The sequence below is a fragment of the Streptomyces sp. SS8 genome (assembly GCF_054072955.1).
Genome location: NZ_JBSVCZ010000016.1, coordinates 89,993 through 103,926, shown reverse-complemented (window position 1 = coordinate 103,926; position 13,934 = coordinate 89,993). Strand labels below are relative to the sequence as shown.

Annotated in this window: 13 protein-coding genes; 11 read left to right on the top strand and 2 right to left on the bottom strand. The window is 75.0% G+C overall.

Going from position 1 to position 13,934, the window contains the following annotated elements; genetic code table 11:
- The first annotated feature begins 3 nt into the window (after positions 1-3).
- A complete protein-coding gene (locus tag ACW69E_RS17140; protein WP_457499153.1) occupies positions 4-966 on the top strand; it encodes a DUF2510 domain-containing protein in 963 nt (320 codons plus the stop codon).
- A 70-nt stretch (positions 967-1,036) separates the two neighbouring features.
- On the opposite strand, the gene ACW69E_RS17135 is transcribed toward ACW69E_RS17140, so the two are convergent.
- Positions 1,037-2,251 (bottom strand): amino acid deaminase/aldolase, encoded by a 1,215-nt coding sequence (locus tag ACW69E_RS17135; protein WP_457499112.1) that lies wholly within the window; start codon positions 2,249-2,251, stop codon positions 1,037-1,039.
- Between the two features lie 430 nt (positions 2,252-2,681).
- Here ACW69E_RS17135 and ACW69E_RS17130 point away from each other — a divergent pair, with 430 nt between their 5' ends.
- The 3 genes from ACW69E_RS17130 to ACW69E_RS17120 are packed head-to-tail and all read left to right on the top strand — an operon-like array spanning position 2,682 to position 5,444.
- Entirely contained in the window at positions 2,682-3,434 is a 753-nt protein-coding gene (locus tag ACW69E_RS17130) for a hypothetical protein (protein ID WP_457499111.1), read from the top strand.
- On the top strand, positions 3,431-4,681 hold the full coding sequence (mycP, locus tag ACW69E_RS17125; RefSeq protein WP_457499110.1) for a type VII secretion-associated serine protease mycosin: 1,251 nt from the start codon (positions 3,431-3,433) through the stop codon (positions 4,679-4,681). Before ACW69E_RS17130 ends, mycP begins: the two co-directional genes overlap by 4 nt.
- 22 nt (positions 4,682-4,703) lie before the next feature.
- Positions 4,704-5,444: an SseB family protein gene (locus ACW69E_RS17120; protein WP_457499109.1), complete on the top strand. Its 741-nt coding sequence runs from the start codon at positions 4,704-4,706 to the stop codon at positions 5,442-5,444.
- 62 nt (positions 5,445-5,506) lie between these two features.
- Here ACW69E_RS17120 and ACW69E_RS17115 read toward each other — a convergent pair whose 3' ends face one another.
- Positions 5,507-5,902 (bottom strand): DUF1844 domain-containing protein, encoded by a 396-nt coding sequence (locus ACW69E_RS17115; protein WP_457499108.1) that lies wholly within the window; start codon positions 5,900-5,902, stop codon positions 5,507-5,509.
- A 422-nt stretch (positions 5,903-6,324) separates the two neighbouring features.
- Between ACW69E_RS17115 and infC the strand changes: the two genes are divergently transcribed.
- The 7 genes from infC (at position 6,325) to pheT (ending at position 13,785) form a co-directional block, all read left to right on the top strand.
- Positions 6,325-6,936, top strand: coding sequence for a translation initiation factor IF-3 (gene infC / locus ACW69E_RS17110; protein ID WP_457499152.1), 612 nt, complete (start codon positions 6,325-6,327; stop codon positions 6,934-6,936).
- Between the two features lie 135 nt (positions 6,937-7,071).
- Positions 7,072-7,266 (top strand): 50S ribosomal protein L35, encoded by a 195-nt coding sequence (gene rpmI / locus ACW69E_RS17105; RefSeq protein ID WP_093850868.1) that lies wholly within the window; start codon positions 7,072-7,074, stop codon positions 7,264-7,266.
- Between the two features lie 137 nt (positions 7,267-7,403).
- Positions 7,404-7,787 (top strand): 50S ribosomal protein L20, encoded by a 384-nt coding sequence (rplT, locus tag ACW69E_RS17100; RefSeq protein WP_093662401.1) that lies wholly within the window; start codon positions 7,404-7,406, stop codon positions 7,785-7,787.
- Between the two features lie 126 nt (positions 7,788-7,913).
- Complete coding sequence (locus tag ACW69E_RS17095; protein ID WP_457499107.1) at positions 7,914-8,771, top strand: TrmH family RNA methyltransferase; 858 nt, start codon at positions 7,914-7,916, stop codon at positions 8,769-8,771.
- Between the two features lie 39 nt (positions 8,772-8,810).
- Positions 8,811-9,971 (top strand): ATP-binding protein, encoded by a 1,161-nt coding sequence (locus tag ACW69E_RS17090; RefSeq protein ID WP_457499106.1) that lies wholly within the window; start codon positions 8,811-8,813, stop codon positions 9,969-9,971.
- Positions 9,972-10,150: 179 nt separating this feature from the next.
- A complete protein-coding gene (gene pheS, locus ACW69E_RS17085) occupies positions 10,151-11,278 on the top strand; it encodes a phenylalanine--tRNA ligase subunit alpha (protein WP_093662407.1) in 1,128 nt (375 codons plus the stop codon).
- Positions 11,278-13,785, top strand: a complete 2,508-nt coding sequence (gene pheT, locus ACW69E_RS17080; RefSeq protein WP_457499105.1) for a phenylalanine--tRNA ligase subunit beta — start codon at positions 11,278-11,280, stop codon at positions 13,783-13,785. Before pheS ends, pheT begins: the two co-directional genes overlap by 1 nt.
- Positions 13,786-13,934 lie beyond the last annotated feature (149 nt).

Genomic DNA, 13,934 nt, shown 5'->3' with positions numbered 1-13,934 from the left:
AGCATGACGACACCGCCCGGCTGGTACGCGGACCCCGGGCACACGGGCCCCGGCCCGGCACCCGAGCGCTGGTGGGACGGCTCGGCCTGGACCGCGCACACCCGGACCGCCGGCGCCGGCACACACGACGCCTACGACGCGTACGACGCCCGGGACACCCACACCCCGTACGGGCTGCCCGTCGCCCTCCCGCCAGGCCCGGACGCGGGGCCGTCGCGCGGGCCGCTGGTGGCCGCCGTCATAGCCGCCGCCGTCGTGGTGAGCGCGCTCCTGGCGGGAGGGCTGCTCCTGCTCGGTGGCTCCGGGGGATCCGGCGGCTCCGACGACCGCCGGGCCGAGCCCGGCACCACCGCCGGTGCGGACGAGGCCCCCGGCGGAACGCCGCCCGGCGGACCGGAGGAGGACGGGCCGGACGAGGACCCGGGAGGCGAGGAGGACGACCGAACCCCCGGCACCGCGGTCGACCGGGTCAACGGCGTCGCAGTCCCCGTCCCCGAGGGCTGGAACGAGACGGAGACCGACAGCGGGATCTGGCTGTCCTCCGGTTCCTATCCCTGCCCCGGGGACGCCTCCCTCACCTGCGTCCGCGCCGGGGTCTCCCTGCGGGCCGCCGACGACCCCGAGGGGGCCGGCCCGCGGGCGATGGCCGAGGCGGACATCGCCCGCAACGCCGAGGAGTCCTACGACACCAGGGGCTACGGCGGGATCGAGGAGCACGAGGTGGTCTCCTCCGGCGAGGTCACCGTCGCGGGACGGAAGGGCCACCGGGTGCGCTGGCGGATCGCCAACGAGCTGGAGCCCGACGCGTACGTGGAGTCCGTCGTCTTCCCCGCGCCCGACGGCAGCGGCCGGATGCTGGTGATGCGCCTGGGCTTCGACATCCACGCCGACGCCCCGGACCCCGGCGAGATGGACCGGATCGTGGCGGGCGTCCGCGCCGTCGGCGGCCCCGGCATGGAGGTCTGAGCCCCGGCTTCCTCCCACTCCCGGCACGGCGGAAGGGCCGGGGACGGGCCCCGGTGGAGCCGGCGGAGGCTCACAGGAAGGTGCGGCCCTCCCCGCGGTAGGTCGGCACCGTCGCCGCCACCCGGTCGCCCTCGATCAGGTGCAGTGCCGCGAAACGTTCGCACAGCTCCCCGGCCTTGGCGTGCCGGAACCACACCTTGTCGCCGATCAGCAGGTCGTCGGCGGGCGGCCCGAGCAGCGGCGTCTGCACCTCGCCCGGCCCCTCCGCCGGGTCGTAGCGCAGCCCGGACGGCAGATACGGCACCGGCAGCCGGTCCCGGCCCGCCGCGCCGGAGGCCGGATAACCGCCGCCGAGCACCGTCACCACACCCACCCCGGGCCGCCGCACCACCGGCTGCGCGAACAGCGCCGCGGGGCGGCCGGAGAACGAGGTGTAGTGGTCGAACAGGCGGGGCATCAACAGCCCCGAACCCGCGGCGATCTCGGTGACCGCATCCTCGGCGGCGGTGTGCTGCACGCTCCCGGTCCCGCCGCCGTTGACGAACTCCAGGTCCGGCGCCACCGCCCGCACCGCGCGTACCGCCACCGCGCGCCGCTGGGCCAGCTCGCGCCGTGCGGCCGACTGCATCATCCTCACCGCCCGCGCGCGCAGCGGACGCCCGGGCGGAGTGTCGCCCACGCCCGCGATGTGCCCCTCGTACGCCATCAGGCCCACCAGCCGGAAACCGGGCCGGCGCGCCACCGACCGGGCCAGCTCGGCCAGTTGGGCGGGGGAGTGCAGCGGCGAGCGCCGCGCGCCGATCCGTATCCGGCCCCCCAGCAGCCACAGCGAGGCGTCCAGCTCCAGGCAGACCCGTATCTCCTCGCGTCCACCGCCGCGGGCGGCGTCGATCAGGGCGAACTGCGCGGGATCGTCCACCATCACCGTCACGGCCGCGGCCAGCTTCGGGTCCGCGGCCAGCTCGGCGTAACCGGCCCGGTCCGCCGACGGATAGGCGAGCAGGACGTCGTCGAAGCCGCAGCGGGCCAGCCACAGGGACTCGGCGAGCGTGAAGCCCATGACGCCGGCGAACCCGTCCCGCGCCAGCACGCGCTCCAGCAGAACGCGGCAGCGCACGGACTTGCTCGCCACGCGCACGGGCTTGCCGCCGGCGCGGCGCACCAGATCGGCGGCGTTGGCGTCGAACGCCGCCAGGTCGACGACGGCGAGCGGCGCGTCGAGATGGGCGGTGGCCCGGTCGTAGCGGGCCCGGTCGGCTGAGGGGTCAGCGGTCGCGTCGAACACCCCGGCAGCTTGCCAGAGTCCACCGGGCCCGGGACAGACCCGGTGGCGGCGGCTCGGTCCCGCGCACGGGGTCAGGGCCCCTCGCGGAGGCCGGGACGCGGGTTGCCGCCACTGCGCCGGATCCACGTAGAGTGACGCGCACACCACCGCCGACCGCTGGTCAGCGGTGTGATGTCCCGATACCAACCGGCCTGCCCCGAAAGGGACTCGACGGGGCGGCACAGAACACGAGGGGGTGCCGGTGAGCACTGAGGCCGACCCGGTCCGGGCTCCGCTCCCACCCGTCGTCCCACCGCGGCCCGCCGTGCCGCCGGGAGTCCCCCGGGTCGCGGCCGCCGCGCCCCCGATAGCGACGGGGCCGCCACCGCGGTTCGGCGCACCCCTGGTGTACCCGGACACGCCGGCCGCCGCCCCGGAGCCGGGGCGGCACGTGCGCGGGCCGGTCCGCACCGCCGCGGCGGCCGTCTGCCTCGTCCTGGGCCTCGGGCTGCTGGGCGGAGCCGCCGCCGGGGTCTGGCTCACCGGCGACTCCGGCGATCGCCCCGCGGCCGACTACGCCGGGACGCGCTCGCTGTGGCGCGAGATACCCGTCGACACGCTCTTCCCCCGCACCCTGCGCGGCCGGGGCGCCGGGCCGGGACGCGCCGACCGGCGCTGGACCCGGGTGGCGGTCGCCCCCGACGCAGACTGCCGCAACGCCTTCGACCCCTCGCTGGCCGAGGTCCTCTCACCGGCCGGCTGCGAGCGGCTGCTGCGCGCCACGTACGCGGACGAGACCGGCAGCGGCGTCACCACGGTCGGGCTGCTGTTCACCGAGGCCGATGAGAAGGGCATGCGGGCCCTGCGCGAGCGGTTCGACGAGGAGGACCTCGAACTGCGCGCCGGTCTGATGCCCCGCCCCTACGCGGCGCGCGGCACCGCCGCGGCCCGCTTCGGCGACGCCCAGCGCGCCAGCTGGACGGTCCGGCCGCTCACCGACGCCCCCGTGGTGGTCTACACCGTCTCCGGCTTCGCCGACGGCCGTACCGTCGGCGAACCGCAGCCCGCCTCCGAGGCCGTGCTGGAGGACCAGACCACCGCACCCGCCCAGGCGGGCCTCGGCCACGACGCCCGTGGCATCGCCGACCGCGTCGAGCGCGGCCTGCGCCACATCGTCGCCCAGGAAACCGGACAGGACCGATGAACACGACGGGCCTCCCCGCCACCGCGAACCCCCCGCACGTCCGCCGCCCCCGCCGCGCCGCCGGGCTGGTCTCCGCGCTGTCGGCGTTCGCGGTGCTCTGCGCCTCCCTCCTGCTGACCGCGCCCGTCGCGCACGCCGACGAGGTGCGCGACCGGCAGTGGGGCCTGGACGCGGTGGGCGCGCGCGACGCCTGGAACACCACCCGGGGCCAGGGCGTCACCGTCGCCGTGCTCGACACCGGAGTCGACGCCGGCCACCCCGACCTGCGCGGACGGGTGCTCAAGGGCAGGGACCTCATCGGCTTCGGGGCCCGCCGGGGCGACGAGTACTGGGCCCGGCACGGCACCGCGATGGCCGGGATCATCGCCGGACGCGGCCACGGCCCCGGCGACTCGCGAGGCGTCCTCGGAGTCGCCCCCGAAGCGCGGATCCTGCCCGTGCGCGTTCTGCTGGAGGACGACGACCCGCAGCGGAAGAAGGCCCGCGAGGAGCGCGGCGAGGCACTGGCCGAGGGCATCCGCTGGGCCGCCGACCAGGGCGCCGACGTCATCAACCTCTCCCTGGGCGACGACAGCGCCTCCGCCCACCCCGACCCGGCCGAGGACGCCGCCGTCCGCTACGCGCTGGGCAAGGGCTCGGTGGTGGTCGCCTCAGCCGGCAACGGCGGGGAGGACGGCGACCGGGCCTCCTATCCGGCCGCCTACCCCGGTGTGATCGCCGTGACCGCCGTGGACCGCACCGGCCGGCGCGCCCCCTTCTCCACGCGCCGCTGGTACGCGACCGTCAGTGCTCCCGGCCACGATGTGATCATCACCTACCCCGACCGGGAGTACTACGAGGGCTGGGGGACCAGCGCCGCGGCCGCCTTCGTCTCCGGCTGCGTGGCCCTGGTGCGTGCCGCCCACCCCGACCTCAGCCCGGCGCAGGTCAGGGAACTGATCGCGCAGACCGCCCGGAACACCCCGCCCGGCGGGCGCAGCGACGACCTGGGCAGCGGCATCGTCGACCCGGCCGCCGCCATCGAGCTGGGCACGAAGGTCGAACCGCGGCCGCAGCGGCCGGTGGCCGAGGCGTATCCGAAGGAGTACTTCGGCGCCGGCCCGGTCCCCGACCGCGGGTACGGCGGCCGGCTGGCGCCCGCCGCCGCGGTCGCCGGTCTGCTGCTGGTGCTCTGCGCCGTACTGCTGTACCGGGGTGACCGGCCGGCGGGGCGGCAGGGGGAGCGGACCGGGAGACAGGCCGCCTGATCCGGGCGGATACCCTCGAGGCGTGGCGCTCAAGAACATCCCCGACCCCGGCTTCTCCGGCGACGACGGCTCGGCCGATCCCGCACTCGCCCGGGCGCTGGCCGCCTGGGCACAGGACCGCACCGCCGAGCCGGAGGTGCTGGCCGCCCTGGCGAAGGCCCGGCTGCTGGTCCCGGTGGTCGCCGTCCTCGGCGAGGTGGAGACCGGCGAGGACGGTCTGCGCCGGGAGAAGACCAGCGACATGGCGGTTCCCACGCTCAACGCGCCGGGCGGGCGCAGGGCCCTGCCGGCCTTCACCTCCACCGACAGTCTGGCCCGCTGGCGCCCCGAGGCCCGTCCGGTCGCCGTCCCCCTGCGCCAGGCGCTCCAGGCCCTCGCCCAGGAGGGCGCCGACACCCTCGTGCTGGATCTCGCCGGGCCGGTGACCTACCAGCTCACCGGCCCCGCGCTGCTGGCCCTCGCCGAAGGCCGCACGGAGGCCGCCGATCCGCTGGAGGACCCGGCCGTCACCGAGGCGCTGCGCACGGTGCTGGCCGCCGAGCCCGCGGTGAGCGCCGCCCGGCTGGGGCCCGGCCGAGGCACCGACGGCGTGCTGGCCCTGCGCCTGGACCCGGCCGCGCCGCCGCGCGAGACCGCAGGGCGGGTGGCCGCCGCGCTCGCGGCGGACGAGACGCTCCGCGCGCGTCTGGTGCGCGGTCTGGATCTGGCCCTGCTGCCGCCGGAGGGAGCCCTGCCGGGGCGCCCGCTGTACGACCGCGACTGACGCCCGGCCGCGGCCGGGTGGGCGGGAGGGGCCGGGCGCCCGGGGGCCGGCGGCCCCCGGCCTCAGCCGATGACCGGGCCGGTGAACTTCTCGCCCGGTCCCTGGCCCGGCTCGTCCGGCACCGCCGACGCCTCGCGGAAGGCGAGCTGGAGCGACTTCAGCCCGTCGCGCAGCGGAGCGGCGTGGTAGGAGCCGATCTCGGTGGCGGCGGCGGTCACCAGCCCGGCCAGCGCCTGGATCAGCTTGCGGGCCTCGTCCAGGTCCTTGTGGTCCTCGCCGCCCTCGGCCAGGCCGAGGTTGACCGCGGCCGAGCTCATCAGGTGGACCGCGACCGTGGTGATCACCTCGACCGCGGGCACGTCCGCGATGTCGCGGGTCATCGTCTCGAAGTCGGCCGCCCCCGCGGCACCTCCGGCGGCGCCGGGGGAGGGGGCGGGGGTGCCGCTGTCGTCGCTCATCGTTCTCCGCTTCCTGCTGATCGGGTGCGCTCCAGCCTAGGCTCCGTCCGTACGCGCGCGTGTGCGACGCCCGGGGAGGAAGTTCCCCCCGGCCCTGCTATGCTGGGATATCGACCGGCCGGACCACACTCCCGGCGCGATCACCCGAACGGATCGTCCAGACGATCCGCCGGGCGATCCGTGTGGAGCGCGTTCCGGCCCGCAAGTGGAGGCTCCGAAGCTCCCACCCGACCGGCCTCCGGGCCGGCGGGTCACAGGTCAGGCTGCGCCCCGCGGTGTATCGCGGCGGTGCTCCCGGTCAACGAGGAGCCCCGCCTGCGTCCCGTCCGGGGCGTTTTCGCGTTCCGGTTCGGTGGTCGTACCGAACGCAACCGTGCGCGGCTGTCCGCCAGGCATCCGCGTGGCGCAACCGAGGAGGCCCCATCAGCGCCGAGCCCCGCATCAACGACCGGATTCGCGTCCCCGAGGTGCGACTCGTCGGTCCCAGTGGCGAGCAGGTCGGCATCGTGCCGCTTGCCAAGGCCCTGGAGCTTGCCCAGGAGTACGACCTCGACCTGGTCGAGGTCGCGGCGACCGCCCGTCCGCCGGTGTGCAAGCTCATGGACTACGGAAAGTTCAAGTACGAGTCGGCCATGAAGGCCCGTGAGGCGCGCAAGAACCAGGCGCACACGGTCATCAAGGAGATGAAGCTCCGGCCGAAGATCGACCCGCACGACTACGACACCAAGAAGGGTCACGTCGTCCGGTTCCTCAAGCAGGGGGACAAGGTCAAGATCACGATCATGTTCCGCGGTCGTGAGCAGTCCCGTCCCGAGCTGGGCTACCGGCTGCTCCAGCGCCTCGCGGACGACGTCCAGGACCTGGGCTTCGTCGAGTCGAACCCCAAGCAGGACGGCCGGAACATGATCATGGTTCTCGGTCCGCACAAGAAGAAGACCGAGGCGATGGCCGAAGCCCGTGAGGCGCAGGCCGCCCGCAAGGCGGAGCGCCAGCAGGGGAACGCGGCCCCTGCCGAGGAACGCGCCGAGGCATGACCCGGCGGCCGCGGAGCCGGCCGCCGGATCGCACGGGCCCTCCCGGGCCCGGACAGCAACCGAAACAGCTGACGCTGCCGCACGCCGGCCCACGGCCGGCTACGGCGGCGCCACCGACGAGGAGAGAACGGCGACATGCCGAAGAACAAGACGCACAGTGGTGCGAGCAAGCGCTTCAAGATCACCGGCTCCGGCAAGGTGATGCGCCAGCGCGCCGGCCGCCGCCACCTTCTCGAGCACAAGCCGTCCACGCTGACGCGCCGCCTTGCGGGCAAGACCGAGATGGCTCCGGCCGACGCCAAGAAGATCAAGAAGCTTCTCGGCAAGTGAGCCCGCCGCCCGCCGTTCCCCGTGAGCGGCCGGGCGCAGGACACCGGACACCGGGACCCAATCGAACTTTCGGGCCGACGGCGCCGTAGCACGGCAGCCGGACCACCACACCGGCCCCGCGACAAGGAGTAATTCACGTGGCACGCGTCAAGCGGGCGGTCAACGCCCACAAGAAGCGCCGGGCGATCCTCGAGCAGGCCAGCGGCTACCGCGGCCAGCGCTCCCGCCTGTACCGCAAGGCGAAGGAGCAGGTCACCCACTCCCTCGTCTACAACTACAACGACCGCAAGCGCCGCAAGGGCGACTTCCGGCAGTTGTGGATCCAGCGGATCAACGCCGGCGCCCGCGCCAACGGCATGACCTACAACCGCTTCATCCAGGGCCTGAAGGCCGCCGAGGTCGAGGTGGACCGCAAGATCCTGGCCGACCTCGCGGTCAACGACCCGAACGCGTTCGCCGCGCTGGTCGAGGTGGCCCAGAAGGCGCTGCCGAGCGACGTCAACGCTCCCAAGGCCGCCTGACGACGGCACGGGACGCCACCGGACCCGCGGGCCATCGAGCCCGCGGGTCCGGTCGTTTGCCCCGGCCCGCCCGGCCCCCACCCGCCGAGAAGCCCCGAGACACCCGAGAAGCGAGAACGCCGCGCCATGGCCGCCGCCCCGGAACTGACCTCCCCGCGCTCCCCGCGCGTCACCGCCGCCCGGCGGCTGGCCCGCCGCAACACCCGCGGCAAGGAGCGCCGCTTCCTCGCCGAGGGACCCCAGGCCGTACGCGAGGCCGCCGGCCACCGCAGCGGCGGTGAGCCCACGCTCACCGAACTGTTCACCACCCCCGAGGCCGCCGAGCGGCACGCCGACATCGTCGCCGCCGCCCGCACCGCCGGGGCCCGCGTCCGCACCGCCACCGACGAGGTGATCGCGGAGCTTTCGCAGACCGTCACCCCGCAGGGGCTGGTCGGGATCTGCCGCTTCCTCGACCTGCCCTTCGACCGGGTGCTGGCCGCCCGCCCCAGGCTGGTCGCCGTCCTGGCCAACGTGCGCGACCCCGGGAACGCCGGGACGGTGCTGCGCTGCGCGGACGCGGCCGGTGCCGACGCGGTGGTGCTCACCGACGCCTCGGTGGACCTGTACAACCCCAAGTCGGTGCGGGCCTCGGTCGGCAGCCTCTTCCACCTCCCCGTCGCGGTCGGCGTCCCCGTCGAGCGGGCCGTGGCCGGGCTGCGCGAGGCGGGTGTGCGGGTGCTGGCCGCCGACGGCGCGGGCGAGCACGACCTGGACACCGAACTGGACGAGGGCCGCATGGGCGGCCCCACCGCCTGGGTCTTCGGCAACGAGGCATGGGGGCTGCCGGAGGAGACCCGCGCCCTGGCGGACGAGGTGGTGCGTGTGCCCATCCACGGGCGCGCGGAGAGCCTGAACCTCGCGACCGCCGCGGCGGTGTGCCTCTACGCCTCGGCCCGTGCGCAGCGCGCATCCGGAGGGTGCCGCAGCGTCACCCCGAGCTAGTAGGGTGGCGGCCCCGGGGACCGAAGGGGGTGAGCGGGAGTGGACGTGAGGACGTCCGGCGCACAGGGCGGCGGGCCGCCCGAGGCGCCCGGCGCGCCCCGCACACCCCGCGACCGCCTCGCGCGGCGGGAGCCACCGCGGCCCGACGGCACGGAGGTGCTCCCCGACGACCTCCCCGACGGGCTGGTCGTCGCCGACGCCCGCGGCCGGGTCGTCTGCTTCAACGCCGCCGCCGCCCGCATCACCGCACTGCCGCGCGAGGACGCGCTGGGCCGCCCCGTCGAGCAGGTCCTGCCACTGGAGGACCTTGAGGGGCGACGCTGGTGGAAGGTCACCGACCCCTACGGGGGCCTGGCCATCCGCACCGGCCAGCCCGAACGCAACCTCTTACTCCCCGGAGGCCGGGAGGTCCTGGTCTCCGCCCGGTACGTCCGCGCCCGCCCCGCCGGCCCCGTGCAGCGGCTGGTGGTCACCCTGCGCGGCACCGAGGCCCGCCGGCGCACCGAGCGCAGCCACGCCGAGCTGATCGCCACGGTCGCCCACGAACTGCGCTCGCCCCTGACCTCGGTGAAGGGCTTCACCGCGACGCTGCTGGCCAAGTGGGAGAGGTTCACCGACGACCAGAAGCGGCTGATGCTGGAGACGGTGGACGCCGACGCCGACCGCGTCACCCGGCTCATCACCGAACTGCTGGACATCTCGCGCATCGACTCCGGGCGGCTGGAGATCCACCGCCAGCCCGTCGACATGGCCGCCGCCGTGGAGCGGCACATACGGGCCCACATCGCCGCGGGACACCCCGAGGAGCGCTTCGCCCGCAGGATCGCCACCGAACTCCCGCCACTGTGGGCCGACCCCGACAAGATCGACCAGGTGCTCGGCAACCTGCTGGAAAACGCCGTGCGCCACGGTGAGGGAACGGTCACCATAGAGGTGGCACCGGCACGGACGGAGACGGGCGACGAAGGAACGGCGGTCACGGTGAGCGACGAGGGCCCCGGCATCCCCGAGGAATCGATGAGCCGCGTCTTCACCCGCTTCTGGCGCGGCAGCAAGCGCGGCGGCACCGGTCTGGGCCTGTACATCGTCAAGGGCATCGTCGAGGCCCACGGCGGGGCGATCACGGTCGGCCGCTCGCCCGCCGGCGGCGCCGAGTTCCGATTTATCCTGCCCGCGGGCGTTCCGGCCTTCATGGCCTGAGCGGGCGCCCGCGGGCTCCTCCGGGTCAGTAGCGATCTTCCTCGCCCCGTAGACTCGACAACCGGTACCTTCGAGCGGCCCGGGAACCGGCTCCGCCGGGAGACCAAGGGTGCCGAAGCGCCGGAGCGGGGCGAAGCAACCAACCGAAACCACGGGCCAACCGAAAAGCACGGGAAGAGATGTCCGCACCCAACAAGTCGTACGACCCCGTAGAGGTCGAGGCACTGAAACCGGAAGAGATCGACCGGGCACGGGACGCGGCCCTCGCCGCGATCGCCGCCGCCGGCGATCTGGAGGCGCTGCGCGAGGTGAAGGCCGCCCACGCGGGCGACCGCTCGCCGCTGGCGCTGGCCAACCGCGAGATCGGCGCCCTGCCGCCGCACGCCAAGGCCGAGGCCGGCCGGCGCGTCGGCCAGGCGCGCGGCGCGGTGGGCCAGGCCCTCAAGCGGCGCCAGGAGGAGCTGGAGGCCGAGCGCGACGAGCGCGTGCTGGTCGAGGAGGCGGTGGACGTCACGCTGCCCTTCGACCGCGTCCCCGCGGGCGCCCGCCACCCGCTGACCACGCTGTCCGAGCGCATCGAGGACGTCTTCGTGGCGATGGGCTACGAGGTCGCCGAGGGGCCCGAGGCCGAGGCCGAGTGGTTCAACTTCGACGCCCTCAACATCGCCCCGGACCACCCGGCCCGCACCATGCAGGACACCTTCTTCGTCCAGGGCCCGGACGGCTCCGGCGAGGGGGAGTCGGGCGTCGTGCTGCGCACCCACACCTCGCCGGTGCAGATCCGCTCCCTGCTGGAGCGCAAGCCGCCGGTGTACGTGATCTGCCCCGGCCGGGTCTACCGCACCGACGAGCTGGACGCGACCCACACCCCGGTCTTCCACCAGGTCGAGCTGCTCGCCGTGGACGAGGGCCTGACCATGGCCGACCTCAAGGGCACCCTGGACCACATGGTCAGGTCCCTGTTCGGGGAGGACCTGCGCACCCGGCTGCGCCCGTCGTACTTCCCCTTCACCGAGCCGTCCGCCGAGATGGACATGGTGTGCTTCGCCTGCCGCGGGGAGTCCGTCGGCGACCCCGACCGCCCCTGCCGCACCTGCTCCTCCGAAGGCTGGATCGAGCTGGGCGGCTGCGGCATGGTCAACCCGCGGGTGCTGACCGCCTGCGGCGTGGACCCGGAGCGCTACAGCGGCTTCGCCTTCGGGTTCGGTATCGAGCGGATGCTGATGTTCCGCCACAACGTCGAGGACATGCGAGACATGGTCGAGGGTGACGTCCGGTTCACCCGGCCGTTCGGGATGGAGATCTGATGCGGGTCCCGCTTTCGTGGCTGCGGGAGTACGTCGACCTGCCGGCCGGTGAGACCGGCCGCGACGTCGCGGCGAAGCTGATCGCGGCCGGGCTGGAGGTCGAGACCGTCGAGCGGCTCGGCGCCGACATCACCGGGCCGCTGGTCGTCGGACAGGTCCTGGCGATCGAGGAGCTGACCGGCTTCAAGAAGCCGATCCGCTACTGCCAGGTCGACGTCGGCGACGCCAACGGCACGGGTGAGCCGCAGAACATCGTCTGCGGCGCCACCAACTTCGCCGTCGGCGACAAGGTCGTGGTGATCCTGCCCGGCGGCGTGCTGCCCGGCGACTTCCGCATCGGCGCCCGCAAAACCTACGGCAAGCTGTCGGAGGGCATGATCTGCTCGGCCAGCGAGCTGGGCATGAGCGACGACCACGAGGGCATCATCGTGCTCCCGCCCGAGCACGAGGTGGGCACCGACGCGATCGAGCTGCTGGAACTGGTCGACGAGGTCCTCGACATCGCCGTCACGCCCGACCGCGGCTACTGCCTGTCCATGCGCGGCGTCGCCCGCGAGGCGGCCACCGCCTACGGCCTGCCCCTGCGCGACCCGGCGCTGCTGGACGTCCCCGTGCCCAACGAGCACGGCCACCCGGTGAAGGTCGAGGACCGGCGCGGCTGCGACCGTTTCACCGCCCGCACGGTCACCGGTGTGCGGCCCGACGCCCGCTCCCCGATCTGGCTCCAGCGGCGGCTGCAGAAGGCCGGCATGCGCCCGATCTCGCTTGCCGTGGACATCACCAACTACGTGATGCTCGAACTCGGCCAGCCCCTGCACGCCTACGACCGCTCCCGCGTCAGCGGGGCGATCGGCGTGCGCCGGGCCCGGCCGGGGGAGAAGCTCACCACCCTCGACGGCACCAAGCGCGAGCTGCACCCCGAGGACCTGGTCATCACCGACGACAGCGGTCCGATCGGCCTGGCCGGGGTGATGGGCGGAGCCGACACCGAGATCGCCGACGCCCGCGATACGGCCGGCACCACCGAGGTCGTGATCGAGGCCGCGCACTTCGACCCGGTCTCCATCGCCCGCACCGCCCGCCGCCACAAGCTCTCCTCCGAGGCGTCCAGGCGCTTCGAGCGCGGCGTCGACCCGCAGGCCGCCTCCGCCGCCGCCCAGCGCACCGTGGACCTGCTGGTCCTGCTGGCGGGCGGCAGCGCCGAGGCGGGCGTGACCGAGATCGTCTCGCCCAGCGGCCCGCACACCATCAGGATGCGCGCCGACCACCCGGACCGGGTCGCGGGCGTGGCCTACGGACGCGAGACCGTGGCGCGCCGGCTGCAGGACGTGGGCTGCGACGTCTACGGCACCGACGAGCTGACCGTGACCGTGCCCTCGTGGCGGCCGGACCTGACCGACCCCAACGACCTGGCCGAGGAGGTCATGCGGCTGGAGGGCTACGAGGCCCTGCCCTCCACCCTGCCGCGCCTTCCCTCGGGCCGCGGTCTGACCGAGCGGCAGCGGCTGCGCCGCCGGGTCGGGCGGGCACTGGCCGGAGCGGGGTACGTCGAGGCGCCGAACTACCCGTTCGTCGGGGACGCGGCCTTCGACCGGCTCGGTCTGGAGGCGGGCGACCCCCGCCGCCGCACCGTACGGCTGGTCAACCCGCTCTCCGACGAGGAGCCGGCGCTGCGCACCACGCTGCTGCCCGGCCTGCTCACCGCGCTGCGCCGCAACGACGGCCGGGGCTCGCACGATCTGGCGCTCTTCGAGACCGGCCTGGTCTTTTGGCCCACCGGGGGCGAGACCGTCGCCGTCCGGCTGCCGGTCGACCGCCGCCCCACCGACGAGGAGCTCGCCTCCCTCACCGCCGCGCTGCCCGCGCAGCCGCGCCGGGCCGCGGTCGTGCTGGCCGGGGCGCGCGAGCAGGCCGGCTGGTGGGGCAAGGGCCGCCCGGCGACCTGGGCCGACGCGGTCGAGGCGGCCCGCACCGTCGCCCGCGAGGCCGGTGTGGAGCTGGAGGTGGCGGCCGACCGGCACGCTCCCTGGCACCCGGGACGCTGCGCCGCGCTGTACGCGGGCGCCGACGGCGAGCGCACCCTGGTCGGGCACGCCGGCGAGCTGCACCCGCGCGTGATCAAGGCGATGCAGCTGCCCGACCGCACCTGCGCCATGGAGATCGACCTCGATCTGCTGGAGCGGGCCTCCTCGGGCGCTCCGCAGGCCTCGCACGTGTCCGCCTTCCCGGTGGCCACGCAGGACGTCGCCCTGGTGGTGGACGCCTCCGTCCCGGCGGCCGAGGTCGAGTCGGCGCTGCGCGGCGGCGCGGGCGAGCTGCTGGAGTCGCTGCGGCTGTTCGACGTCTTCACCGGCGAGCAGCTGGGCGAGGGGAAGAAGTCCCTGGCCTACGCCCTGCGCTTCCGCGCGCCCGACCGCACGCTGACGGCCGAGGAGGCCACGGCCGCCCGCGAGGCCGCGGTGGCCGCGGCGGTCGCGCGCACCGGCGCGGTGCTGCGCGGCGCGTAAGCCGCCCCCCGTCCGCGGCGGCCGGTACGTCCGGTGCCTGCGACGGGGAACGCGGAACGCCGACGGCGGGGCGCCCCTCAAAAGGGGCGCCCCGCCGTCGGCGTTCCCGCCTCCGCGCGGCCCGGCCGGCGCCGTGCGGTTCGGCGGGA